The organism is Vibrio sp. YIC-376 (genome assembly GCF_052353105.1).
GTDB lineage: Bacteria > Pseudomonadota > Gammaproteobacteria > Enterobacterales > Vibrionaceae > Vibrio.
Window position 1 is genome coordinate 449,318 of the sequence record NZ_JBBWFK010000002.1, and the last position, 25,597, is coordinate 474,914.

The 25,597-nt window shown below is 46.5% G+C and carries 24 protein-coding genes; 12 read left to right on the forward strand and 12 right to left on the reverse strand.

The genetic code is table 11. The features are described 5' to 3' along the window. Positions 1-10: 10 nt before the first annotated feature. A complete protein-coding gene (gene hutH / locus WJM94_RS06280) occupies positions 11-1,501 on the reverse strand; it encodes a histidine ammonia-lyase (RefSeq protein ID WP_444493381.1) in 1,491 nt (496 codons plus the stop codon). A gap of 152 nt (positions 1,502-1,653) precedes the next feature. Here hutH and WJM94_RS06285 point away from each other — a divergent pair, with 152 nt between their 5' ends. Continuing rightward, positions 1,654-2,556 carry a LysR family transcriptional regulator gene (locus WJM94_RS06285; protein ID WP_444493382.1) on the forward strand — a complete coding sequence of 301 codons (903 nt, stop codon included), beginning with the start codon at positions 1,654-1,656 and terminating at the stop codon, positions 2,554-2,556. A gap of 154 nt (positions 2,557-2,710) precedes the next feature. On the opposite strand, the gene WJM94_RS06290 is transcribed toward WJM94_RS06285, so the two are convergent. Genes WJM94_RS06290 through citC form a run of 7 tightly spaced genes read right to left on the reverse strand, consistent with a single transcriptional unit; the run spans position 2,711 to position 8,817 of the window. After that, a complete protein-coding gene (locus WJM94_RS06290; RefSeq protein WP_444493383.1) occupies positions 2,711-3,541 on the reverse strand; it encodes a DUF5718 family protein in 831 nt (276 codons plus the stop codon). Between the two features lie 35 nt (positions 3,542-3,576). Beyond that, entirely contained in the window at positions 3,577-4,518 is a 942-nt protein-coding gene (gene citG, locus WJM94_RS06295; protein ID WP_444493384.1) for a triphosphoribosyl-dephospho-CoA synthase CitG, read from the reverse strand. After that, positions 4,502-5,041, reverse strand: a complete 540-nt coding sequence (citX, locus tag WJM94_RS06300; RefSeq protein ID WP_444493385.1) for a citrate lyase holo-[acyl-carrier protein] synthase — start codon at positions 5,039-5,041, stop codon at positions 4,502-4,504. The genes citG and citX overlap by 17 nt, the downstream gene beginning before the upstream one ends. After that, a complete protein-coding gene (gene citF, locus WJM94_RS06305; protein ID WP_444493386.1) occupies positions 5,038-6,552 on the reverse strand; it encodes a citrate lyase subunit alpha in 1,515 nt (504 codons plus the stop codon). The genes citX and citF overlap by 4 nt, the downstream gene beginning before the upstream one ends. Before the next feature lie 9 nt (positions 6,553-6,561). Beyond that, positions 6,562-7,437, reverse strand: a complete 876-nt coding sequence (gene citE / locus WJM94_RS06310) for a citrate (pro-3S)-lyase subunit beta (RefSeq protein WP_444493387.1) — start codon at positions 7,435-7,437, stop codon at positions 6,562-6,564. Then, positions 7,434-7,730, reverse strand: coding sequence for a citrate lyase acyl carrier protein (gene citD / locus WJM94_RS06315; RefSeq protein ID WP_444493388.1), 297 nt, complete (start codon positions 7,728-7,730; stop codon positions 7,434-7,436). The genes citE and citD overlap by 4 nt, the downstream gene beginning before the upstream one ends. Before the next feature lie 34 nt (positions 7,731-7,764). After that, entirely contained in the window at positions 7,765-8,817 is a 1,053-nt protein-coding gene (gene citC, locus WJM94_RS06320) for a [citrate (pro-3S)-lyase] ligase (protein WP_444493530.1), read from the reverse strand. 273 nt (positions 8,818-9,090) lie between these two features. Here citC and citS point away from each other — a divergent pair, with 273 nt between their 5' ends. The 6 genes from citS (at position 9,091) to WJM94_RS06350 (ending at position 16,301) form a co-directional block, all read left to right on the forward strand. Beyond that, a complete protein-coding gene (gene citS, locus WJM94_RS06325) occupies positions 9,091-10,434 on the forward strand; it encodes a citrate/sodium symporter CitS (RefSeq protein WP_444493389.1) in 1,344 nt (447 codons plus the stop codon). A gap of 67 nt (positions 10,435-10,501) precedes the next feature. Continuing rightward, positions 10,502-10,756 (forward strand): OadG family protein, encoded by a 255-nt coding sequence (locus WJM94_RS06330; protein WP_444493390.1) that lies wholly within the window; start codon positions 10,502-10,504, stop codon positions 10,754-10,756. Positions 10,757-10,767: 11 nt separating this feature from the next. After that, a complete protein-coding gene (oadA, locus tag WJM94_RS06335; protein ID WP_444493391.1) occupies positions 10,768-12,555 on the forward strand; it encodes a sodium-extruding oxaloacetate decarboxylase subunit alpha in 1,788 nt (595 codons plus the stop codon). A gap of 15 nt (positions 12,556-12,570) precedes the next feature. Continuing rightward, positions 12,571-13,872, forward strand: coding sequence for a sodium ion-translocating decarboxylase subunit beta (locus WJM94_RS06340; protein ID WP_444493392.1), 1,302 nt, complete (start codon positions 12,571-12,573; stop codon positions 13,870-13,872). Between the two features lie 109 nt (positions 13,873-13,981). Continuing rightward, the gene (locus tag WJM94_RS06345) at positions 13,982-15,637 is read left to right on the forward strand and encodes an ATP-binding protein (protein ID WP_444493393.1); all 1,656 of its coding nucleotides are present in this window, start codon (positions 13,982-13,984) and stop codon (positions 15,635-15,637) included. Continuing rightward, positions 15,624-16,301 carry a response regulator gene (locus WJM94_RS06350; protein ID WP_444493394.1) on the forward strand — a complete coding sequence of 226 codons (678 nt, stop codon included), beginning with the start codon at positions 15,624-15,626 and terminating at the stop codon, positions 16,299-16,301. The genes WJM94_RS06345 and WJM94_RS06350 overlap by 14 nt, the downstream gene beginning before the upstream one ends. 52 nt (positions 16,302-16,353) lie before the next feature. Here WJM94_RS06350 and WJM94_RS06355 read toward each other — a convergent pair whose 3' ends face one another. The 4 genes from WJM94_RS06355 to WJM94_RS06370 form a co-directional block, all read right to left on the reverse strand. Then, complete coding sequence (locus WJM94_RS06355) at positions 16,354-16,626, reverse strand: hypothetical protein (RefSeq protein ID WP_444493395.1); 273 nt, start codon at positions 16,624-16,626, stop codon at positions 16,354-16,356. Between the two features lie 367 nt (positions 16,627-16,993). Next, the gene (locus WJM94_RS06360; protein WP_444493396.1) at positions 16,994-17,611 is read right to left on the reverse strand and encodes a CD3072 family TudS-related putative desulfidase; all 618 of its coding nucleotides are present in this window, start codon (positions 17,609-17,611) and stop codon (positions 16,994-16,996) included. Positions 17,612-17,739: 128 nt separating this feature from the next. Further along, positions 17,740-18,597: a GNAT family N-acetyltransferase gene (locus tag WJM94_RS06365; RefSeq protein ID WP_444493397.1), complete on the reverse strand. Its 858-nt coding sequence runs from the start codon at positions 18,595-18,597 to the stop codon at positions 17,740-17,742. A 221-nt stretch (positions 18,598-18,818) separates the two neighbouring features. Beyond that, on the reverse strand, positions 18,819-19,460 hold the full coding sequence (locus tag WJM94_RS06370; protein WP_444493398.1) for a TetR/AcrR family transcriptional regulator: 642 nt from the start codon (positions 19,458-19,460) through the stop codon (positions 18,819-18,821). A gap of 517 nt (positions 19,461-19,977) precedes the next feature. Here WJM94_RS06370 and xdhA point away from each other — a divergent pair. The 5 genes from xdhA to uraH are packed head-to-tail and all read left to right on the forward strand — an operon-like array spanning position 19,978 to position 25,482. After that, positions 19,978-21,390 (forward strand): xanthine dehydrogenase small subunit, encoded by a 1,413-nt coding sequence (gene xdhA / locus WJM94_RS06375; protein ID WP_444493399.1) that lies wholly within the window; start codon positions 19,978-19,980, stop codon positions 21,388-21,390. Continuing rightward, on the forward strand, positions 21,383-23,779 hold the full coding sequence (gene xdhB, locus WJM94_RS06380) for a xanthine dehydrogenase molybdopterin binding subunit (protein ID WP_444493400.1): 2,397 nt from the start codon (positions 21,383-21,385) through the stop codon (positions 23,777-23,779). The genes xdhA and xdhB overlap by 8 nt, the downstream gene beginning before the upstream one ends. After that, positions 23,763-24,671, forward strand: a complete 909-nt coding sequence (xdhC, locus tag WJM94_RS06385) for a xanthine dehydrogenase accessory protein XdhC (RefSeq protein WP_444493401.1) — start codon at positions 23,763-23,765, stop codon at positions 24,669-24,671. Before xdhB ends, xdhC begins: the two co-directional genes overlap by 17 nt. Next, on the forward strand, positions 24,671-25,162 hold the full coding sequence (locus WJM94_RS06390) for a 2-oxo-4-hydroxy-4-carboxy-5-ureidoimidazoline decarboxylase (protein ID WP_444493402.1): 492 nt from the start codon (positions 24,671-24,673) through the stop codon (positions 25,160-25,162). The genes xdhC and WJM94_RS06390 overlap by 1 nt, the downstream gene beginning before the upstream one ends. Beyond that, positions 25,159-25,482 (forward strand): hydroxyisourate hydrolase, encoded by a 324-nt coding sequence (uraH, locus tag WJM94_RS06395; RefSeq protein WP_444493403.1) that lies wholly within the window; start codon positions 25,159-25,161, stop codon positions 25,480-25,482. Before WJM94_RS06390 ends, uraH begins: the two co-directional genes overlap by 4 nt. Positions 25,483-25,597: the final 115 nt, after the last annotated feature.

Genomic DNA, 25,597 nt, shown 5'->3' on the forward strand with positions numbered 1-25,597 from the left:
GCGGCTCCCTCTAGTTAACATTAAACGCTTGTGTTTTAACGAGTTTGATCATCGCGTCGATGTCTGGCTTAAGAAGGCGATCTTCTTCTAGCTTGGCAACTTTCTCACGAATAATCTGGAAGTTCTCTTCGATAAGATCTGAACATTTGTTCGGACGTCTAAACTCTATCGCTTGTGCAGCATACATCAATTCGATACCGAAGATCTTTTCCAGGTTACCTAAGATCTGGTTAAGTTTTCTGCCTGAGATGCTGCCCATCGAAACGTGGTCTTCCTGACCCATTGAGGTTGGCACGCTGTCGGCAGACGGTGGGAAACAGAGTGATTTGTTTTCAGTTACCAATGCTGCTGTCGCGTATTGCGGGATCATCATGCCCGAGTTAAGACCACCGGATGAGGTCAAAAGACGCGGTAGACCGTGTAGTCCTTCAAGCAACAGGTAACAACGACGGTCTGAAATGTTGCCCAATTCTGCAGCAGCAATAGATGCATAATCCAATACCATTGCCAGCGGTTGACCATGGAAACTACCACCGGAAATCGCTTCTTCAGCGCTGATAACAATCGGGTTATCAGTCACAGAGTTCATTTCGATTTCAGCAAGTTCTTTTAAGTGGTTATATGCATTGCGAGAAGCACCATGTACTTGCGGAATACAGCGCAATGAATATGGGTCTTGCACGCGAACACAATTCGCATGCGAGGCCATGTTTTCTGAGTCTTTGAAGAAGCGTCTCATTCGAGCGGCGACTTCAATGTTACCAGCGAATGCACGGGTCAGGTGAAGCTCTTCTCGGAATGGAGAGCCACTACCCTGCATGCCTTCAATACTCATCGCGCCAGCCAAATCAGCCAAATCAAGTAGATAGCGCATTTTAGTCAGTGCGGTAATCGCGTGAGAAAGAATAAATTGAGTACCGTTGATGAGCGCCAAGCCTTCTTTAGCATGCAACTCAAGTGGCTCTAAACCATGTTCACGAAGCGCTTGCGCTGCTGGGATGATGCTATCTCCCTGCCAAAATTCACCTTCACCAATCAGTGGTAAAAACAGGTGAGATAGTGGTGCTAAGTCACCCGATGCGCCAACTGAGCCTTGCTCCGGCACAACAGGGATCAGATCCAGTTCAATGAACGTCAGCATACGCTGAACGACTTCCAGGCGAATACCTGAGTAGCCCTGACTTAAGGCATGCACCTTAGTGATCAGCATAAGTTTTGAGATTGGTTTAGCTATTGGCTCACCAACACCAACCGCATGAGTAATAAGGAGGTTTTTTTGTAGCAGATGCGTTTCTTCAGGTGAGATTTGAGTATCACACAGAGGACCAAATCCAGTATTGATGCCGTATACTGCTTTGTCTGAAGCTGCGATGATGTCCACATTACGGCGACTTGCATTGATTTTATCTAGTGCTTCTTCACACAGTTCAGCTTTGATACTGCCATCAGCAATTCCGTTTACAATATCCAGGTTTAGTCGGTCTACACCATATCTAAACATTATTCTGTTCTCCTAACTTACTGATAACTTGCTATCAGGTTGCTTATTATGAGCCTATGCTAACTTGCTCTGGATGTTTTATAAAAGCATAATGTTCGTAGTTCATTCCGATTTTGTCGAACTAAAGACTTAACATAACAAAGAGGTCGATCATGCAGGTTCAAGATGTTGATTTACGTATGCTGAGAATATTCGTTGCTATCGTCGAATGCGGTGGTTTGTCAGCTGCGGAATCCCGTTTAAATATAGGTCGATCAACCATTAGCTCCCATTTATCCGATTTGGAATTACGCCTTGGAATTAAACTATGCAAACGCGGCCGAAGTGGCTTTGAAGTAACAGAGGAAGGGCGTGTTACCTATCAGGCATCACTGGAACTACTTCAACAGTGCGATGCCTTTGCAGCCACAGTCGCAAGTTCTAAAAACGAACTCTCTGGTCGAGTAACGATTGCCATGATTGACACGTTAGTCAATGATCCCCGCTGCCGTGTGGCACAAGTTATCGCCGCATTAAAAAAACGAAGTAATAACTTACAGTTCGACATTAACGTATGTGAAGCGCGCGAAGTAGAAACATCAGTAGCAAATGGCCGCTCACTCGTTGGCATCGGTGTCAGTCGCCATCAATTAAGAGGGCTCGACTACTACCCCCTGCATAATGAAACTAACTATTTATATTGTGGTAAAGACCACCCACTGTTTGACTGTAAAGCGTCGGAAATCACCAAACTGTTACAACAAGCGGAAGTCATCACCAGTAACTACATGAGAGATAAGGAAACCCGCAACGACGCTCTGAATTACCAAAACAGCGCCATTGCCTATCACGATGAGGGGATTGCCCACTTAATTTTATCGGGGGCATTTATCGGCTACCTGCCCGAACATTACGCCAGCTATTGGGTCGACAAAGGACTGATTAAGCCTATCTTGCCCGAAAAATATACTTACCAAATCCCGGTCATGCTGATCACGTCAAAAAACAATTCGGCTTCACCACTCTCCAACGCTCTGATTAAAGAGATTAAACGCTGTCATGGTGCCAATACATAATCAGGTGGCAGCAGCCTGAAAAGTGATTTTTACCAGCAGGAATTGGTCCCGAAAAAAGAAAGGCCTAACATTCGTGTCTTAACAACACGAATGTTAGGCAAAATACAGCCCTGACCAACGCCAACACTGCCCTACAAATAGAATGTATTAGGTACTAGAACACGGTTTGTACCACTGCCGAAATACCATGTTTCTGAAGATCATTAGCGGCCGCTAACTGATGAATTGTCTGCGGGGTATAATTGCGCTGGTCATAAACCACGACCATGCTTACATCACCACGTTTTAAAAAATTAGATTCACCATAAGGAGTGTAACGCGTCGCTCCCAGAGCCAACAGCACCTGAGATGGGTAATTTGCCTCAGCAATCATCTGCTTGATATTTTCTTTAGGTCCCATGTCTTGCTGCTGGTTCATCTGCTCTCCAATCCATTCAAGCAAGGTCTCGTAGAAATAGGTGTATCCAGAGATTTCGCAATCTTCACCATACAGCTCAAACGATTCGCCCCGTTGGTGAAAACTTGCAATCCGATATTGATCAATCTCACCGCCACGAGAGAAACCGCTAATTGGCAGCATGGTTTCGGCAATGCCCTTTGATGCCGTTCCCCAGTTCTTTTTCTCACTGATTTTATTGGCGTTAGGACGGCGAATTGAGCAGTCATTAAATGCACCAAATGCTTGAGGTAGTAAATCAACGACGTGATTATGCTGATCATAGATGACATCGCACAGAAGCCCTACTTCTGGTTCAATTTGTAAATTATCGACATCCAGAGGCAGTTGAATCGCATCATGACTGAGCGGGAAATTGGTCAAAAATGAGGTGCTCTCAGAAGGCACGTAAATAGGAAATAGTGCTTGCGGCATAGCAAGGTCTGACCCTTCTATTCGGGCAAAATCCGCCGCCTCGCCAGCTTGCTGTAGGTGACCGGCAAAATTGCCGGCGATGCCGAGTACAAGAACATCTGTGTACATTTCCATGAAGGTGAAATCCTTATTTTTTCACTATTGTCGATTTAACGGCTATGTTGATTAAGGTGATTTACCTGCGCTAACAGCCAGGTCATCGCTAACAAATCAGCACTCCCTCCCGGGCTCAGACGGCGCTCAGTAAACTGCTTGTTTAGTTCAATAAGTTCTTGTTCGAGTTGAGGATTGTCACTGCCGCCTTTTTGCAAAAGTTGCCAAGCCGCATTTTGCACGAAACGCAGTCCATGCATGCCGCCGCGAGACACCACATTGGTGTCTTGGTTGTTCGCCATCAAGACCAGCAAAGTTTGCCACAATGCGTGTTCGGTGGTTTTTCCTTTGGCGATCGCTTCCTCGTACGCCGGAAGGCTAAACTGAGTAATGGTGGCAAAGCCCGATGCCGCTTCTCCGCGAGCGCCGGTCAAACCATATTGCTCATAGAGCTTTTCCCCATGGGTATTGGCGGTACGATCTGAACGTTTCAATTCATCAATCACCAACGTTGCGCAACAACGTTTGATTACGTGGCTAACATGAATCGAGTCAAGCGTTAAGCCTTTACCTTTCAACCAACCAATAGCGCCGCATATCAGCCCAATGCTGAAAATCATACCTTTGTGCGTGTTGACCCCCTGAGTGGCTTTAAACATCGCCTGCTCAGCTTGTACACCAATAGGCCTTAATACTGACAGTAAGCTGTCAGCCATAAACTGACGATGTTCAAAACCGGCACTCAAAAAGTCATGAATAAAAGGCTTAATTGCTTCAGCGCTGCGTTCAAAAAGACGCACATCCATATCGCTGTGGGCGCCATTATCGAGCAAATCAACTAACCCTGGTTTCGGCGTCAAATGCACTTCCACCAACATCGCGTGATACGCCAACTCGGACACCAATTTAAACAGGTCAACACGTACTGAGCGGTCGGCTTGAACTGGTGTACTGTAGAAGCGCTCAGCGCCCACTAAAAGATTAAGCGCTGCATTCATGTTCTCTTACCATTTCATCGATTACGGAAGTAAGTTCAGAGAGTGTGTGACGACGACTGCGTCCACAAACAACGGCATCTTGCTCACAGATAAGGCATTTACGACGCGGCATTTGTTCTCCTTGACGCGATATAATTTTGCCATCTTCGCCAATCACATCGAGGTCCATCAGCCTGCCCAGCGGGTGACATGACTCAATTTTAATCATCAGCTTTTTGAGTACCGATGCGCTGACCGCTTTCACCGCAAATACCCCTTCTGGGCCAGTATTTTTAGTCAGCAGTTGGCGCGCTGCTATGTCACAGCCATGTTGCTTACAAGCAAGGCTTATGGCCGCCACCCCTTGCTCAAACACTTTGTGTGAACTTGGGGTCAACTTGTATGGGCCTGGAATATTGACAGTAAAGGAAATTAAAGGTGCGGAGTGGCGGCTAAGCCACTCCTGCTGTCGTTTTACTCGAGCCTCTTTGCTCTCCAATACTTCGTCAAGCCCAACCGCGTGTGCCTGGCGATCAAAGGTCATTGTTTTACTCTCCTAATCACATCAATCACAGAACCATCACGGTAACGAACATAACCCACGATTTGCTCATCAAATTCAATCGGCGCTGGTTCACCCGTTAAAGTCATGGCGCGCTGGTAAAGCGTTTCAATATCCACCACTTCGATACCTTTGCTTTCTAGCTGCTCACGTACGTCCGCACGTTTTGGATTCACCGCCACACCGTGATCGGTCACCAACACATCCACCGACTCACCAGGCGTTACCGTATTAAGCACGCGATTCACCACAGTTGGAATTCGGCCGCGAACAAGTGGTGCAACGACAATCGCTAAACTTGCACCTGCTGCGGTATCACAGTGGCCACCAGAAGCGCCGCGAATAACCCCATCAGAGCCTGTGATTACGTTGACGTTAAATTGAGTATCAATTTCTAACGCACTGAGAATCACAATATCTAAGCGATCGACCACCGCCCCTTTTGAGGATGGATTCGCGTATTCATTAGCGGAAATCTCAATATGATTTGGATTGCGCGCCAATGAGTCTGCCGCACCCGCATCAAAACATTGCACATCAAGTAAATGTTTAATCAGGCCTTTTTCATGCATCGCCACCATTGTTGAGGTGATGCCACCTAGCGCAAATTCAGCCGTAATGCCTTGTTTCACCATTTCATTTTCTAGAAAGCGAGTGACGGCTAACGACGCACCACCAGACCCGGTTTGCAGGTTAAAGCCTTGTTTGAAATAAGGTGAGTTGATGATGACATCCGCCGCTCGCTTCGCTATCAGAAGTTCACGCGGGTTGCTGGTAAGGCGCGTTTCACCGCCACCAATTTTGGCAGGATCACCCACTTCAGCAACTTGCACTACCGCATCCACGTGGTCTTGCGTGATGGACGCAGGATGGTTGGGATAAGGCGCTAAACTTTCAGTCAGCAGTACCACATGTTTTGCATGCTGCGCGTCGACTTTGGCATAACCCAACGATCCGCAGCGAGATTGGCCATTAATGCCATTAGCGTTACCAAATTCATCGCAGCAAGGGACACCGATAAAGGCGACATCAATGTTCAGCTCACCACTTTGTACCAAGTGAACACGGCCTCCATGGGAATGAATATGCACAGGCTCTTTCAATAATCCGTTTGAAATCGCCTCGCCTAGTTCGCCGCGAATGCCCGATGTATAAAGCTTACTCACCACACCATTACGAATATGCTCTACGATAGGCGAATGAATGCTGGTTAGTGAACTCGGCGCTAACGTTAAGTTTTTAAAACCCATATTGGCGATGGTTTCCATCACCATATTGATGACTTTATCCCCACCGCGAAATGAGTGGTGGAAAGAGACGGTCATGCCATCTTGTAGCCCTGAGTCGCGAATGGCTTGCTCAAGGTCTGCTTTCATTTTGCGACCCGTTTTTGCGTTCGCATCAGTCAGATAAGGCGTGATACGGTTGGCACCGCCAAATGCTGTCAGTGATGACGCTTGAGGAAGGTCTAGATTAAATTCAAATTCTGCCATGATACTGCCCTACTGTTTGATGCCTGATTGTGCTTTTTGAAGAGTCCAGCGCGCGCGCTCAATGATTGGACTATCGACCATTTTGCCGTTAAGAGACACCACACCGAGACCTTGCTCTTCGGCTTCTTTCGCGGCTTCAATGACGCGAATGGCGTAGTCCACTTCTTTCTGCGTTGGGGCGAATACGTTATGGATAATTTCGATTTGGCGTGGGTTAATCAAAGACTTGCCATCAAAGCCTAGTTGCTTGATGTGCTCTGCTTCACGTAAGAATCCTTCTTCGTTATTGGCATCAGAATAAACCGTATCAAACGCCATAATTCCAGCCGAACGCGCCGCCTGCAAAATCGAGCAGCGTGCAAATAGCAGTTCGGTACCTTCTGGTGAACGCTGGGTACGCAGGTCGCGAACGTAATCTTCGGCACCCAGAGCGATACCAATCAAACGCGGACAACAATGCGCGATATCTACAGCGTTATTAACCCCGTTAGCCGACTCAATCGCTGCCATCATTTTGGTACTGCCTACTGTACGACCACATTGGCGCTCAATCTCTGTGATATGACGTTCCATCTCCAGCACATCTTCAGCGCTGTCGGTTTTAGGTAGACGAACCACATCAGCACCACCGCGAACCACCGCATTGAGGTCATTAAGGCCGTGCTCAGAGTCGAGAGGATTAACACGGACCACGGTCTCAACATCTTTATAAAACGGGTGTTGCAGCGCATGAAACACTAACATTCTTGCGGTGTCTTTTTCGCGAATAGAGACGGAATCTTCAAGGTCAAACATGATGGCATCTGGCTTGTAGATAAAGGTGTTGCTCAACATGGCTGCGTTGGCGCCAGGAACAAACAGCATGCTGCGACGTAGTTGACTCATGATAGTGTTCTCCATTCAATGTGTTTGCTCTCGGCAGCTCGCATTACTGCGGCTTGAACTCGAGCTTTGATCACACAATCCAAAGCACCTTTATCTTCAATCTCAAGCTGGGCAGATTCGACGCCCATACTGCTGAGCACTTCACGAACCAAACTTTCGATAGCGGTACCGAACTGCTTTTGCACTGAACTGTCTAGCGCAATATCAATCACGCCTTCTGGGTTAGGCGCAATACGAACTTGCAGATCACTGGACTCCAGTGTGCCTGCAAAAGCGGGCTGTATAATTTTCATTCAATAAACCTTTACACGTTAATTTGTTAGGCAGCTAAGCAGCCGCAAACTCACCAGAACGCACCGCGGCGAATAATTGATGGCTCTGGATATAATCGATGGATGTCTGTGGCAGCAGCGAAGCGAGCTGTTTGATCTGCCCTTGCTTAAGTAATGAACGTACCGTTGAAGCGGATATGGGCTGTTGATGTGCAGTTTTACGTTCAAATTCAATTACTTCAACCTGAGGCCACTTCAAGTCGCCCGTGGTCAGCCAATGTTTCATTTGTTGGTTGTAATGGCTGGTGACCACGCACTCTGGTTCACTGCCTACGTAACGATGGGTAATGCCCAAAGCTGGCGCTATGAAATGACGAAATAGTTGTAAGTCGATGGCGGTATGACAATAGTTAACCAAGCCCTGGGACTTAATAAAATACGTAGGAAATGTTGCTCTTGAAATAATATAACTCGAACCTGGGTGTACAGTTATATTTCGAATATGGCTGATGCCATTTTTAATCATTTCAAACCTGTCGTGATAAGAAAACTCACTTCCTTCTTCTTTAACGACGATTAAATGTAACCAATCACAATCTTTTGCCGCTTGCTCAATTAAATATTGATGACCTAAAGTGAATGGATTCGCATTAATAACGATTCCACCAATTTTATTACCATCCACTTTTAATTTATTCAATTTTCGACAATAGTTTCTTAAACGATATTGACTATTCTCTAAAAGCACTAAATTTCCATCTACTTTTGCAATAGGAAAGAAACCTGATTGACGAAATAATTTAACATTCTGTGGTTTAGTAAATAGGAATAATTCATACCTTCCCATTTCATAAGCCATAGATGTTAATTCAGTCATAAGTTTCAATGAAAACCCAGTACCATGCAATTGTTCAACGATAGCAATTGACTTGAGGATATTCCCGGCAATCCCGCCGCAGGCCACAATCTCCTCGCCTGAATACGCGACAATAAAGCGCTCTACATCCGTGTCGACACCAAGGTTAAAGCGTTGCAAGAACGCAGCTATATCAGACCACTTTTTATGATTCCTAGCACTAACCCTGCTTAATGTATAAGTGTCAAACATCTTATTCATCCCCTTATCTCGACACATACATAGTGAGCGAATAGAAGATAGAAAATAATGATCGAAGTCGATTATTTCTTGCGACTAAAAAGCCTTTATGAATTTAATGAATTTAATTATTTAACTCATTGTAATGTAACAAAACTTAGTAATTAAAAACTTTAAATTCATAAGTGCATCTTTAAGCCATAGCGTTAAATGATCACTCTCACAGTTAATGTAAGAAAATCTTAATAACTTAGTAAGTGAAACATCAACAATGGAATATTTAAGATGAACGAAAAAACTTTAATTATAAATGAAGGACAAAGTCCTGGCTTAGCGATGTTATCGCAAGTTAGAATTTTTGGCCTACCTCTACCTCTCTACAGCATCTTATTAATGGTTGTTTTAATCGCACATGTAACTGACACGCTCCCAGATAATATTGTGGGTGGCTTTGGTTTTATGTTCGTGGTTGGAGCATTATTTGGTGAATTAGGGAAACGTCTGCCAATCTTCAACAAATATATCGGCGGTGCACCTGTTATGATTTTCTTGGTCGCTGCTTGGTTTGTTCATGTTGGCTTATTAACGGAGAGAGAAATATCAACAGTCACCGATGTCATGAAGACGACTGACTTCCTCGACTTGTTTATCGCCGTATTGATTACGGGTTCGATTCTTGCCGTAAACCGTAAACTTTTGCTCAAATCTCTTGTCGGCTACATTCCAACGATTTTAGCTGCGGTCGCTGGCGCTTCAATACTTGGCATTTTGGGTGGTTTGATCTTCGGCATTTCTATGCAAGAAATCATGATGTTATACGTATTGCCGATCATGGGTGGTGGTAACGGTGCAGGCGCAATTCCGCTATCAGAAATCTATGAGTCAGTGACCGGAGGCTCAAAAGAGCAGTACTACTCTGTCGCGATTGCGATCTTAACCATTGCCAATATCGTTGCAATTGTTGCAGCAGCGGTACTCAATGGCATCGGTGAAAGAATGCCATCCCTTACTGGTAATGGTGAGCTACTACGTAAATCGAACTTCAACGTTGAAGAGCAAAAAGAAGCGAAAATCACTCCACGTGAAATCGCTATCGGCCTGATGCTATCTGCCTGTGTTTATACCTTTTCTGCCGCGCTGTCGAAAGAGATTTTGCCTGGTTTTGGCGATGTAAAAATTCATACCTTCGCTTACATGGTGGTTTTGGTCGCGATTCTTAACGCTTGTGGTCTGTGCTCTGAAGAGATCAAAGAAGGCGCAAAACGTCTCTCTTCTTTCTTCTCGAAACAACTGCTTTGGGTACTGATGGTTGGCGTGGGTATTGCCTACACCGATCTTGGTGAAATTATCAATGCATTGAATTTTACCAATCTGATCATCGCAACACTTATCGTCATGGGTGCCATTATGGGCGCAGCTATTGGTGGCTGGTTGATGGGCTTCTACCCTATTGAATCATCCATTACTGCTGGCCTTTGTATGGCAAACCGCGGCGGTTCTGGTGACCTGGAAGTACTTGCAGCTTCAAACCGCATGTCTTTGCTTTCCTATGCACAAATCTCATCACGTCTTGGTGGCGGTCTGGTACTGATTATTGCCAGTGTCGTGTTTGGCGTACTCGGCGGTTAATCGCAGTATTTTTTTATTGGGAGCAAACGGGTGACCTTTGCTCCCCCACTTATTTTTGGGAGCGCTTATGCAGTCAAATCTATTTTCCGAAGGACTCAACCTGATGACGTTAGGCATGGGGTTTGTGTTCATTTTTCTCGTCTTTTTGGTGTTTGCCGTAACCGCCATGTCCAACTTGCTCGCACGTTGGTTCCCAGAACCTGAACCAAAACCGGCAACAAAAAGTGTTACACCCCCACCTTCAGTACAGCAAGACAACCAGTTAGTTGCTGTGTTGGCGGCGGCTATTCACCACAAAAGAATTCAACAAAACTCGCTGTAGAAGGAATACTCATGTCTGAGTCAAAAAAAACCATTGGCATTACCGACGTTGTCTTACGTGACGCGCATCAATCGTTATTCGCAACTCGTCTTCGCTTAGATGACATGCTTCCTATCGCTCAGCAACTTGATGAGATAGGTTATTGGTCTCTGGAATGTTGGGGTGGCGCCACTTTTGACAGTTGCATTCGCTTTCTTGGCGAAGACCCATGGGTACGCCTGCGCGAATTGAAAAAAGCAATGCCTAAAACGCCTCTGCAAATGCTGCTGCGTGGTCAAAATCTGTTGGGCTATCGTCACTATGCTGACGATGTGGTGGATAAATTCGTGGAACGTGCGGTAAGCAACGGTATGGATGTTTTCCGTGTCTTTGATGCCATGAACGATCCGCGAAATATGCAGCAGGCCATCACCGCAGTAAAAAACAACGGTGCTCATGCCCAAGGCACACTGTGCTACACCACCAGCCCGGCGCACAACCTACAAACTTGGGTTGATGTGGCTCAGCAACTGAGCGAAATCGGCGTCGATTCCATCGCTCTCAAAGACATGGCGGGCATTTTAACTCCATATCAGGCCGAAGAGCTGGTTTCGATCCTGAAAAAGCAAGTCGATGTGCCACTGCATCTACACTGCCACTCTACTGCTGGCCTTGCAGATATGACGGTTATTAAAGCAATTGAAGCAGGCGTTGACCGCGTTGATACCGCTATCTCTTCAATGAGCGGCACCTACGGCCACCCTGCCACCGAGTCGTTAGTCGCGACGCTCAAAGACACGCCATTTGATACTGGGCTTAATATTGAAAAACTGGAATCTATTGCGGCTTACTTCCGTGACGTGCGTAAAAAATACGCCGCCTTTGAAGGTCAGCTAAAGGGCTCAGATTCGCGCATCATCGTCGCACAAGTTCCAGGTGGCATGCTCACCAATATGGAAAGTCAGCTCAAACAACAAAATGCGGAAGACAAACTTGATCAAGTGCTTATTGAGATTCCGAAAGTACGTGAAGAACTTGGCTTTATTCCACTGGTAACCCCAACCTCGCAAATTGTTGGTACTCAAGCCGTAATCAACGTGTTGATGGGTGAGCGTTACAAAACCATCACCAAAGAAACGGCGGGCGTTTTAAAAGGTGAATACGGCCGCACTCCAGCACCAGTCAACGTGGCTTTACAAGCGCGCGTTCTCAACGGTGAACAGCCAATAACCTGCCGTCCAGCAGACCAACTGCCGCCAGAGCTCGATACCCTGATTAGCGACGTGAAATCTCAGGCTCAAGAGAAAAATCTCACGCTTGCCGACGAATTGATCGATGACGTATTGACCATAGCACTCTTCCCTCAGGTGGGCTGGAAATTCCTCGAAAACCGTCACAACCCAGATGCATTTGAGCCAAAGCCTTCAGCATCTCAATCTAAACAAACAAATACAGAGAAAAGTAAAATGACACAACAACCAAGCACGTACACCATTACCGTCAACAACCAAACGTATGTGGTTGAAGTCAATGAAGGCGGCGATATCACCCAAGTCGCACCAGCTGCTGCACAACCTGTAGCAATCGTCCCAGCGCCGGCTGCCAACGCCGAGCCAATGAATGCACCACTGACTGGTAACATATGGAAAATTCACGCCAAACCAGGTGATACCGTAGAAGAAGGCCAAGTCCTGCTGATACTTGAAGCGATGAAAATGGAAACCGAAATCCGAGCTCCACGTACAGGTCAAATTGCCAGCATTGAAGTCTCTGAAGGCGACGCCGTTGATGTCGGTGCTCCACTACTGCAAATCGCCTAAACAGGAGCTTGTCCCATGGAAAAAGTCTTTGCTCTAGTCAATGATTTTGGTTTGTTCCACCTTGAGGTGGGACAAGCCATTATGATCATTGTCGGCTTACTGCTGCTGTATCTGGCGATCGTCAAACAGTTTGAACCTTTGTTGCTAGTACCGATCGGCTTTGGTGGTATTCTTGCCAACCTTCCCGATGCGGGGCTTGCAATGTCAGCAGTGGAAAACGCGCTGCATGCTGCCAAACCGGAAGTGATGTCTGCCTTTGCCTCGGCACTGAATCTGACTGTGGATTCCGCCGCTGAAATCAAAGCAGCGCTTGCAAGTGCCACGCCCACTCAGCTTACCAATATCCATTTGCTGGCTGAAGAGTATCAATACTCTGATGGCATGTTGTACCTATTTTACAGCGTAGCCATTGCCTCTGGTGCAGGTCCTTTGGTGATCTTTATGGGTGTGGGCGCAATGACTGACTTTGGCCCACTGCTCGCCAACCCGAAAACCTTACTACTCGGCGCTGCCGCGCAGTTTGGCATCTTCGCCACCGTCCTCGGTGCGCTGACCTTAAGCAACTTTGGTCTCATGGACTTCAGCGTTGCCCAAGCAGCCGCAGTTGGTATTATCGGCGGCGCGGATGGTCCAACCGCTATTTACGTGTCTAGTTTGCTAGCGCCTGAGCTTCTCGGTGCGATTGCCGTGGCTGCATACTCTTATATGGCGTTGGTGCCGCTGATTCAGCCACCTATCATGCGCGCGCTCACCACACCATCTGAGCGACAAATTACCATGCAGCAGCTACGTAAAGTAGGCAAGCTAGAGAAAGTATGTTTCCCACTTTTGCTACTTGTACTCATCGCTATGCTCCTGCCTTCGGCAACACCGCTGTTGGGTATGTTCTGCTTTGGTAATCTGATGCGTCAATGTGGCGTGGTCGAACGTCTTTCTGATACTGCACAAAATGCGCTAATCAACATTGTGACGATCTTCCTTGGCCTTTCTGTTGGCTCAAAGCTGATGGCCGATAAGTTCCTTCAGGCAGAAACCATCGGCATTTTGGCCCTGGGAATTGTGGCATTCTGTATCGGCACTGCAGCGGGCGTTCTCATGGCGAAACTGCTTAATCGTTTTACCACCAATCAAGTTAACCCTTTGATTGGTTCAGCTGGCGTTTCGGCGGTGCCGATGGCGGCTCGCGTCTCAAACAAACTCGGCCTTGAAGCCAATGCGCAAAACTTTTTGCTGATGCACGCCATGGGTCCTAACGTTGCTGGGGTAATCGGCTCAGCGGTCGCTGCTGGTGTGATGATCAAATATGTGATCGGTTAGACAAATTGTAGGAAGAGGCTGACAAATGCTATCTAGACTAGATCGAGATCAGTTCTCTTCCTACTTTAGTTTTATAAATTCATCATTCTCAATTTGCCGCGAAGATCACATGCAAAACCAAGCCTTCTATCACCATTTCTGCAGAAACATGACTTTTCGCCAGCGTGTTTGGGCACTGTTGTTTGTGGTCGTGAGTATTCAGTTACTATTGATTGGTGGCTACTTTCACTACATTTTATCCGATACTCTGACGCATCAAGTCAGCACACGTGCGGTGATTCAAGCGCGAGAAATTGCCAGTGATCCACAGTTAATCACGGCGATTGCAGAGCACAATGACGCTGAAGTGGTAAAGCAAATCTCCCGCTTACAGAAAATCTCCGATGCAGACTTTATTGTGGTGGGCGATGACCAAGGCATTCGTCTTGCTCATCCGGATAATCAAAAAATCGGCTATCCGATGCAAGGCGGTGATAACGAACGAGCATTAGAGCAAGGCGAACACTATTACTCGATTCGTAAAGGTAGCCTTGGCTTTGCGATTCGGGGCAAATCTCCGGTGATCTCCCCACAAGGAGAGATTATCGGCGTGGTATCGATCGGTTATTTATTAGATACCGTCAGTTCTTGGTTACTGTTCTACTCATATCCGTTTTTCTTCGCACTACTCATCATTTTGGCCTGCTCAACCTTGGGCGCGTGGGCCTTTTCTCGTCATGTTAAGAAACAGATGTACGGCATGGAGCCTGAAGAAATTGCCCTCTCACTTCGAGTGCAAAATTCGGTGCTGGAAGCGGTGTATGAAGGCATTGTTGCTGTTGATAAACAAGGGAGCTTTCTGTCCGCAAACCAAGAAGCCCTACGTATTCTTGGGATTGCGCACCATTTAGACTATCTTCGCGGACGCATGGTCAACGAATTTATTACCCCATGCGAATTTTTCTACGGCGTGAAAATGAATGGTGACCAGGACATTCAAGAGCGTCAACATGAGGTCATAACCTGTAACGGCGAGACCTTAGTTGCAACACGAGTTCGCATCTGGGAAAACGATAATGATGTTGGCTGGGTAGTAAGTTTTCGACCACGTAACGACAAAAGTACGCTCAATTATCAGCTCAACAATATTCGCCAACAAACCGATAATCTGCGCGTGCTAAGTCATGAGTACGCTAACAAACTTTCCACTATTAGTGGATTGATACAAATTGGTGCCTATGACCAAGCGCTAAAAGCGATTCGTCAAGAAACCGAAACTCATCAACAACTTATTGATTTCATCTCGCAAACCTTCAACTCAAAAGTCATCGCAGGTCTGCTACTTGGTAAATACACCCGCGCCCATGAGTTGGGGTTAACCCTTGAGTTTGACCCATTTTGCCAGCTACACCATCCTCCAACGCGAATTACCGAAGACGAACTCGCCGCGATCATCGGTAATCTGCTCGACAACGCCTATGAAGCCACGCTTAAAAATCCAAGCAGCGATAAACAAATCACCATTTTGCTTTCGGATTATGGTGAAAATGAGCTGATTGTCGAAGTGGCGGATAATGGCACCGGAATTTCGCCCAAAATCGCAGAGTCCCTATTTGAAAAAGGGGTCACAAGCAAAGAGCAACCAGGCCACGGCATCGGACTCTACCTTGTTCATCACTTTGTCACCCGTGCTGGCGGCACGATTGTGGTTGATGACGCAGAACCAGCCGGAACAATTTTTTCTTTATTTATTCCTAACGTGAGTACAGAAGATGGAAACCTATGACGTATTGATCGTCGAAGACGAAACCAACATCGCCGAGTTTCACTCGTATTATTTGCAGCAAACACTGCGCTTTCGACCGATTGGCATTGCCAAAAGCGTGGCGGAAGCTAAAAAGATGATTCAATTGCTTAAGCCGAAACTGGTATTGTTGGATAACTATCTTCCAGATGGCAAAGGTATTGATTTACTGAAGGAAATAACGGCTTCAAAAAGCTCGCCGGATGTCATTTTTATCACAGCTGCGAATGATATGGAAACAGTGCGCGAAGGGGTAAGATGTGGTGTCTTTGACTACCTATTAAAGCCGATTTCGTACGACCGTTTAGCCGACTCGCTGGAGCGCTACCTGAAATACACAAGCTCATTGAAGGCCAACGACAGTATTAACCAGCGCCATGTTGATGAATTGTTTAACTTTCAATCTAAAACTGCGCATCTTCAGCAATTACCTAAAGGTATTGATGAGCTGACGCTTGATAAGGTCACTGAAGCTTTTGATCAAAGTGAAGAACTTTATACCGCTGACACTCTAGGTAAAGAAGTGGGTATCAGTAAAACCACCGCTCGTCGCTACCTTGAATTTCTCACTGCGAAAGGCTTTGTCCATGCTGTTATCCAACACGGCCGAGTTGGCCGCCCAGAACGCGTTTATAAGAAGAAATAATGGAAAATTTTGGCAACACGTAACCACAAACTCGCTGCGTGTTGCCAACTCATTACAGAGTCAGATTGGCAGGAATTACTTCCGTACCTTCAGCGATTTCGAGTGGGCTGTCTAAGTTTTCACTGTGCGCCTTGCACAATGGGATCACGTACAGTTGCTGCTCGTCATTTTGGGTTTTCACTAACACGCCATGAGTATGCTCTACAACGCAATTTACCTCACTGCAATATTTGTCTTGCTGAGAACTAAAGTGTTGCCAGTATGAAAGCCACTCTTGCTTCGCTTTATCATTGATGAGTTCATCAGAAACATTACTTACAATCATATGCAGACCATTTTTGTTGTTTGGAATGCCCTGATTAAACCGAAAATTGGTCAGGGAAGTTACGCCTTAGCTCAAATAAAAGCATGAGCTTAATGCCATCTTCGGTTTTTAAGTTTTTAATTGATTTGGTACAGATTGAGTGCTGATTTCCTGCACTCATCATCTCCCAGCTCTATCACGGTAACGGGTACCTTCCAGCTAATCGTTACTCTTAACCACCCTTAGAATCATATCAACAGCAAACTCCTGTCTTTTCTCAGACTCTTGCGTTGGTTCTTCTCCCAAGAAGAGCACCTATTAAAGCCGCATCCTAAAGGGTGCGGCTTACAAGTACAGTAATTCAGGTATGTGGTGAGCGTATTCCTGCTTATTGGTCGGCTCCTTCCTGAAATACCACATCAATTTGCTGTAGTGCATCTTTCAGAGAACCCGCTTCTGGAACTTCGGGTAGACTGAGTAACTGGATGTCATCAATATTGCGCCGCTCCAGCTCGGCCATCAACTCTTCGGTAAAAACACCCTCTGTTGCACCAAAGCACTGAAGGGGAGATGCATTCCAGACCATACCACCCCAAACTTGCTCAGCATCTGCTTCAACTGCAGAGCACTTGAGACCACAGGTTGGACTGCCATCTCTGAAAACAATGCCAACGACTTTATGGTCGTTATCACGGTATGTTTGAATCTGGTCACAGACCTGCTCAGCAATCTTTCGGCAATGTCGGCGAAACATCGGATTGCTGTACATTTTCTTGACTTGTCCCCAGCGCATAGAGCCTAGGTATGTCACTTCCGGGCAAGGCATTTGGTACATCGCGACATCGTTATCGAGCGCCAAGTCGACTAATTCACGAATCACGGCAGGTTGACTTGCCAAACCTCGCACACATGCGTTCTGGTTAAGAATACAGTGTGACAAGAAAACCAGTTTTCCCGAACGGGCATCCTGCAGACTGTCTTTGATTTGCCCTATTTTTCCTGTCATGTTTTCCTCCAAATATCTCAGTTCATCTACAATCCCTTTTGCTGAAGGCGACAACTATTATGTTGCTATCGTTATTATTGCGTTGAAATATATGCAGTCTTTTTGGTTATTTATTTTCAACCGTTGCCTCAATAGGAGATAGAGGGCAAGTAAGTGCCAACGGGTTCATTGTAAAGGCCATGAGTCATAAGGTTTGTCTGGCAGACAACCTGGAGCCCTTGACTCAAACACCAGCGAAAGAGATCGCCATTATTCGAAGGCACAAGAAATCCAAGACCAGAGAATTCAGGCGCGGCACCAATTAATGCCTTCATGTCATCATTGGACTCAGCTACAGCGTGATTAGCCCAACCAATGCCAGTGGAATACCCTGTGATTCTGCCGAGACGTTCAACAACATTGGCCTTTCCTTGTCGGATCGCATCCACTAACTCGCCGGTACGATTATGACCGTGAACGTTGTAACAAAGTTGATTGCAGGCATGTAAATCTTCTACTCCTGCAGGTCGAACGTCATAGCCTGGGATTTTGTTGGCAAGTGGCTTTCCCTGCATGGCAGAGAATGTTTCCCTGCTGGTACCACCATACTTAATGTAAAGCGCAAACGCGTGATAGTGCCACGCAACCACCATCCCCCGTAGCCCCGGGAAGTGCCGTTGTGTTGCTCGCGTCATTAATGCCTTCATAAGCTGCTGCCCAATCGTACCATTCATGACACGAGGTTCGACTGATACAGGACCTACTCCGCCAATTATCGAACGCTCATCAAGGAAAATGCTGCCGACTATATTTCCATCCTGTTCAGCCACTACTGAGTAGAAACTAGGGTGCTCAAGTCGCATAGTCATAAGGATTGTCGCGAATTCTATCGAATGCACTTCTGAAGGAAATCGGTGTTGTTCGGCAAGGCATTTGAACGCCTCGTAATAAATTCTCCCGCACTCTTTGGCATCTTCAATGGTGCCGGGGCGTAGTGTTAATGTCATAGCAATCCATCCTTTTCGGTGGCGGTTACTATTTTTTCTAAGTATAGAATACACGCACGATATAATTCCTTTCTCCCCAAATTGTTAATTTGAAAAAGGCATTTAATATCTGTTGTAATCTAGTGCTTGTGACACCCCCCTGATTTGAGCCTCTCCAGCTAAACTGGATATCGAACAAAGTGACTTTGAATTACCTAATTTCTTTCACGGATAAATCCCTGCTAATCCGTGACTTTTAACCCTCTTAACACCATGTCAACCACAAACTCCTGAGCTTTTTCAAACTCTTGTGTCGACAGAGGTCCACCTTTAATCAGTCTGATTTCAGTATCGAAGTCGGCGTAAAACTGAGTCGACCCCCAAATCAAAAACAGCAGGTGTAAAGGCTCGACTGGACGAATCAGCCCCTGATCTATCCAGGATTGAATAATAGTGGCTTTGCCTGCGGCCCAGTTGACCATAGGAAACTGTATTGAATCAGCAATAATTGGCGCACCTTGAATTATCTCTTGTGCGAAGATCTTTGACTCTTTGGGATGAGTGCGACTGTATTGCATCTTGCCAACAATATAATTTCGCAGCACAACGTCGGGAGGTAATATGGCAGCTTGTTCTGAAAAGCCATCGTTCCATAACGTGAGTATGTCTTTTAACAGCGCCTTATAGATGCCAGCTTTTGACTTAAAGTAATAAAGCAGGTTCGCTTTGGGTAAATTCACTCTGTCCGCGATCGCCTGCACAGACGTACCTTTGTAGCCATGCTTGACGAATTCATCCGCCGCCGCTTGCAAGATTAGCTCTTCATTACGTCGCCTGATCTCACCGACATTTTCTCGTTTCGTTTGCCCTACATCAACAGTCAAGTTGACTCCTTATCTTTCGAATCTGTGTCCATAAACAGCTCATACCGATCCTAGTAGATAACTATTTGTCCGGCAAAACTCATCGACCTGCTTTACAAGATACGCGCCAACCCTGAGAACGTTCAGCTAACCGTTGATATCGGGGGATCGCCATGGCTCAGCTAAACTTGACCTGCATCAAATAAGTGCAATATGTACAAGATTTAGCACCAAGATTGTACACAATCCAGTCAAACCAATAGTTCCCCTCGAAATATTGGGGTTTTCTGGCACGCCTATTATGCTTGATATATAAGCCTTCAAGCTAAAAGTGAAAAGTTATTTTTAAAAATACGACCAATTGGTCAGGTTTTTGCTTTAGTTCTGTTACAAACAAGAAGTTTTCTAGTTCGTACAAGGACTAAACAAATAACAGATTCATCCTTAGCTTGTGCTTTCGCCAAGACAGCGCGAGCTATATGAGGCTCTTGAGTTGACCATATGGACAGGTTTTTAACAATAATGAATAGAGGAAGTTATGTTAGAGCTCATGATTAACAATGATGTCATTCAAGTGACATCAGCAAAAGCAGACACAATGCTTTTGAATTACTTGCGTGAACAAAAACACATGACAGGCTCTAAAGAAGGGTGTGCCAGTGGGGACTGTGGCGCTTGTACTGTCGTGGTGGTTGATCTCGATGACGAACAAAAACTGAGTTATCGACAAATCAATGCCTGCATCACGCCGATTCACGCTCTGCACGGTAAACAGATCATAACTGTCGAGCACCTCAAACAAAACGATCAGCTTCATCCGGTGCAACAAACCGTAGTTGATCATCACGGCTCGCAATGTGGCTTTTGTACACCGGGTATTGTTATGTCGCTCTATGCTCTGTCGAAGCAAGAAGAAGTGCCACAAAACCCAACTCACTATTTGTCTGGCAACCTGTGTCGATGCACTGGCTACGGTCCACTGATTGATGCGGCAAACACAATTGCCGGGAGCCATATTGATGATCCGCTTAGCGTGTACGAAGAATCGGTCAAAACATGGATGGGAACGGTAATCACCACTGACGACTCAAACTATGCTCGCCCACAAAATCGCAAGCAACTTGCCGAGGCAATAAAGAACATGCCTCAGGCAAAAATGATCGCGGGTGGTACTGATTTAGCACTCGAGGTGACCCAGCAACGTAAACCTTTGACGCAACTGATTGATTTGTCCCACGTCGATGACTTACTGACGATCACTGAAACGTCTGCTGGTTGGCGTGTAGGTGCGTCGGTTCCGATGACACAAGTTCATGAGTTCATTAAACAACACTTCCCTACGGCTGATGAAGTTATCGAACGCTTAGGTAGCCTCACTATCCGACACAGAGCAACGCTTGGTGGCAGTCTGGGTCATGCCTCGCCGATTGGCGATATTGCTCCGCTGCTTATCAGCTTGCATGGTCTGATTGAACTAGACGATGGCGAAGACAAAGTACTGCTGGCTCCGGAAGAATATATCACTGGCTATCGCCAAACCGCACTCCAGCCAAACCAGTGGATCAGCGCCATTCATTTGCCTCAACTGGCTAAAAACGAGCGCCACGCCATCTATAAAGTCAGTAAACGCTACGAAGATGATATTGCGACAGTCACGTTAGGCCTGAACATGGCGTTTGATAACAACCACTGCGTCACCAACTGCATTATCTCTGCTGGAGGTGTTGCGGCGAAGTCAGTGCGCCTCAGTGACTTAGAAGCCTTGTTTATTGGTAATCCATTGTCACTTTCCGTCATACAGCTCGCTCAGGAGAAGGTACCTCAGGTTATCCAACCATTAAGTGATGTACGAGGCAGCAATACCTACCGAATTAAGCTGGTCCAAAACCTGCTAAAACGTTTTTATTTAGAGTCTCAGAATATTGAGACAAGGCTGGTGCAAGATGCGTAAGTTAACTCAGGTTGAATCAGGACAAACCATACTCCCAGAATCCCAACAAATCGTGGGGAAATCTTATAAGCATGAGAGTGCCGCTAAACAAGTCAGCGGAGAAGCGCTTTTTGTCGATGACTACGCGACTCCGGCTGGTTGCTTACACGCCGCCGTCATCACCAGCTCCATCGCTAAAGGTCACATTACTCAGCTCGATTTATCCGAAGTCGAGCGTTCTGAGGGTGTGGTTAAAGTACTGACTGAAGCGTCTATTCCCGGCGAGAAAGACATCGGCACAATTCTAAAAGGTGATCCATTGCTGGCGATAGAAAACGAAATTAAGTATTTCGGACAACCTATTGCCCTGATTCTCGCGACGACACACGAACTTGCCTGGAAGGCTGCGAGTCTGGCTAAGATTGACTATGAAGAATCCGACGATCTTGCTCTCACTTATCCGAAAGCCGCTTCACAAGCACCTTTGTTGCCTTCACACCAGATGGGCAAAAAAGTCGGGCAGACCGTCTTTGAACAGGCTCCAATTTATATTCATGGAGACATCCATGTTGGCGGTCAGGAACACTTCTATTTAGAAGGTCAGGTAAGCCTTGCGGAACTCACCGAAGATGGCGGCATCTTCTTGCGCTCTTCAACCCAAAACCCATCTGAAGTACAAAAGTTGGTGGCCGAAGTGTTGGGTATTGATTTCAATCGGGTTACTGTCGATATGCGTCGCATGGGTGGCGGTTTTGGCGGTAAAGAGAGCCAGGCCGCTCAATGGGCATGTTTGGCAGCACTTGGCGCTCATCACACAAGACGCGCAGTAAAAATGCGCCTTCCTCGTTCGTTAGATATGACGGCCACTGGCAAGCGTCACCCTTTCTACAACCACTATCAGATTGCAGCAGACGATCAAGGCCAGATCATCGCAGCGAATATCGAAGTGAACGGTTTGTGTGGCCACTCACCTGACCTATCCGATGCCATTGTCGATCGTGCGATGTTCCATGCAGATAATGCTTACTCACTGGGTCAGGCCTGCGTGGTAGGTAACAGGCTCAAAACCGACACGGTTTCCCACACCGCATTTCGTGGATTCGGTGGTCCTCAGGGCATGATTGTGATTGAAAAGGCCATGCAGGATTTAGCGCTTCAAGTCGGCGAGGATTCTCTCGATATTCGTTACAAAAACCTGTATCGCGATGGAGCGCAGACCACACCTTACGGTATGGAAGTAGAACAGCACAAGGCGCTACTCGATATCGTGCGTCAGTTGGAGATACAAAGCGACTATCGCGAGCGACGCAAAGCCATCAACCAGTGGAACCAACGCAACCCTGCACTGAAAAAAGGACTGGCATTAACACCGGTCAAATTCGGGATTGCGTTTACTGCCACGCATCTTAACCAAGCGGGTGCTCTGATTCATATCTACACCGATGGTACGCTTCAGGTTTCTCACGGCGGAACCGAGATGGGTCAAGGTCTACACACTAAAGTCCAGCAGATTGTGGCTCAATCGTTCGGCATTGATATCAGTAAGGTACTCGTCACATCAACCCGTACGGATAAAGTGCCAAATACCTCACCAACTGCGGCTTCTTCGGGCGCCGATCTTAACGGTATGGCGGCACATAATGCAGCAATGACGATTAAGCAACGATTACTTGATTTCGCCTGTGATTATTACCAAGTGGAAGAAGCTGACATCGTTAATGGTGAGCTCGTCGGCATTGAATCCTCACCGAAATACCAAAAGCCAGTCAGCTGGGCGGAATTGGTTCAGTTGGCCTATCTAAACCGCATTTCACTCTCTGCAAGCGGGTTCTACCAAACGCCGAAAATTGGTTACGACCGAGGCACCCTAACAGGTCGCCCGTTCTTCTATTTCGCTCTTGGCGCGGCCTGTTCAGAGGTAAATATCGACACACTGACTGGTGAGATGCGGGTTGAAAAAGTCGACATTCTTCATGATGTCGGTAACAGCTTGAATCCGGCGATTGATAAAGGGCAAATTGAAGGCGCATTTATTCAGGGTATGGGCTGGTTAACCACAGAAGAACTGGTTTGGGGTGAGAATGGGCATCTTCTGAGTAACAGTCCGATGAACTACAAAATCCCGACCATTGGTGATTACCCGAAACAGATGCGTGTGGATCTTTACGACCAAGCGAATCCGGAATACAGCATCTACCGTTCGAAAGCCGTTGGCGAGCCACCATTCATGCATGCGAACAGTGTCTGGTGTGCGATTTACGATGCGGTTGCCTCTATCAGTCAACATCAATGTACGCCTGCACTGCACGCGCCTGCGACGGGCGAAGAAATCCTTAATGCTTGTGAACATCAACTGCAGTGGCTCGCGGAGCAATCAATGCAGGAGGAATCTTATGTCGTCGAGAAATGATGCCTACCTGTCTAATCCGGGAATGAACTGGTTAGCCGCCTGCCAGCAGCTTGAGCAACAAGGTCAGGCGTACTGTATTGCAACGGTTTTGGCGTATGTGGGTTCAGTGCCACGCTCCAGTGGCGCGAAGATGGTTATCTCTGCTCAAAGCCAGTTCGATACGCTCGGTGGCGGAAATCTGGAGTACCAAGTGATCGCTAAAGCGCGTGAAAGCCTTGCGTTACAGCGCAGTGAACCACTTATTGAACGCTTTGCGTTGTCTGCAGATCTCGGTCAATGCTGCGGCGGTGCCGTACAAGTGATGTTCGAGTTCTTCCAGACACAAACCCCGCAAGTTGCTATCTTTGGCGCAGGTCATGTTTGCCAGGCACTGACCACCATACTTAGTGGATTATCTTGCCATGTGAAAGTCGTCGATAGCCGTCCTGAGTGGCTTGAGCCTTTATCTCAAAAAGGGATAGAAACGTCCCTATATGCTAACCCAGTCGATGCAATGGAAACACTGAAAGACAACTCTTACGTGCTGATCATGACACAAGACCACGCGCTTGATTTTGAACTGACCCAGCAAGCGCTCGAAAGCCAGCGCTTCTCTTATGTAGGCTTAATTGGATCACAAGGTAAAAGCCAGCGTTTCAGGTTCCGTCTTAAAGAACAGCTAACCAACATTAAGTTGCTCGACCAGCTTACCTGTCCAATTGGTCACCCAGACATCTCTGGCAAGTTACCAATGGAAGTCGCGGTATCCGTCTCAGCTCAATTGATGACTCTGTTCAAGACTCATAAAGCATCGGTGCAAGCCAATGACATGCAGCTAGATGACAAACAGCACAATGAAGAGCAGTGGCAACAAGCCAATCTTGCTCGAAAGAATATCAAGGAAAGCCATTAATGAGTGCAGTAAACCACGCTTTGACCCTGAGTGACGAACAACTAGATAGAATTTGTACCAGCAAACGTTGGCAGCAAGAAATGAACATCCGAATGCCGTTTGACTCAGCAGATTCTTTACTTCGCAGTGCAGAGATAGCTTTTACCAAGCTAAAAGAAAGCGACTGGCTCGAAGCCTTTGCAGGCCACCCGATGATTGGCGATCTCAATAGCCTGAAGAAGAAATACTCACAGGGCAAAGACCTCAGTGAAAAAGAGCAAAAGAGCGTTAAGCATGCTTCGACTAACGTGTTGCAAGAACTGCTTACCCTCAACCGCGAATACCACGACAAATTTGGTTTCATTTTTATCGTGTGTGCCACCAATAAAACTGCAGAAGAGATGCTCAACTTACTTAAAGCCCGAATCAATCAATCCAGGGATGAAGAGCTACATCAAGCAGCAATAGAACAACAAAAAATCAGTAACATCAGAATGGAAGCCTTGTTATGAAACAACTCAGTTGTCACGTTCTGGATACCGCTAACGGCAAACCTGCAGCTGGTATTCGAGTTCAGCTAATCAGCCTCAACGATCAGACATCTCTCGGAGAGGCCACTACCGATCAAGATGGTCGTGCCAAGTTCCCTGAAGTAACGCTGGAAAAACAGGGTTATACGCTTCGTTTTCTTGTCGCGCCTTATTGTGACGCGCAATTTGGCAGCGCTTTCTTTCCTCTCATCGACGTGAACTTTAACGTTTATGACGAGGGTAACTACCACATTCCTCTTCTTTTATCCCCATTCTCTTATTCGAGCTACCGGGGAAGTTAGGGTCTGATGATCCTAGTAGAAGAGTTGATTGTTCTTAAGTGAGGTTGTAAGGCTAAGCCCCTTCACAAAGCACAATTCAGAATTAACAGAACGCAAGTTCAGGGATATAGACGTT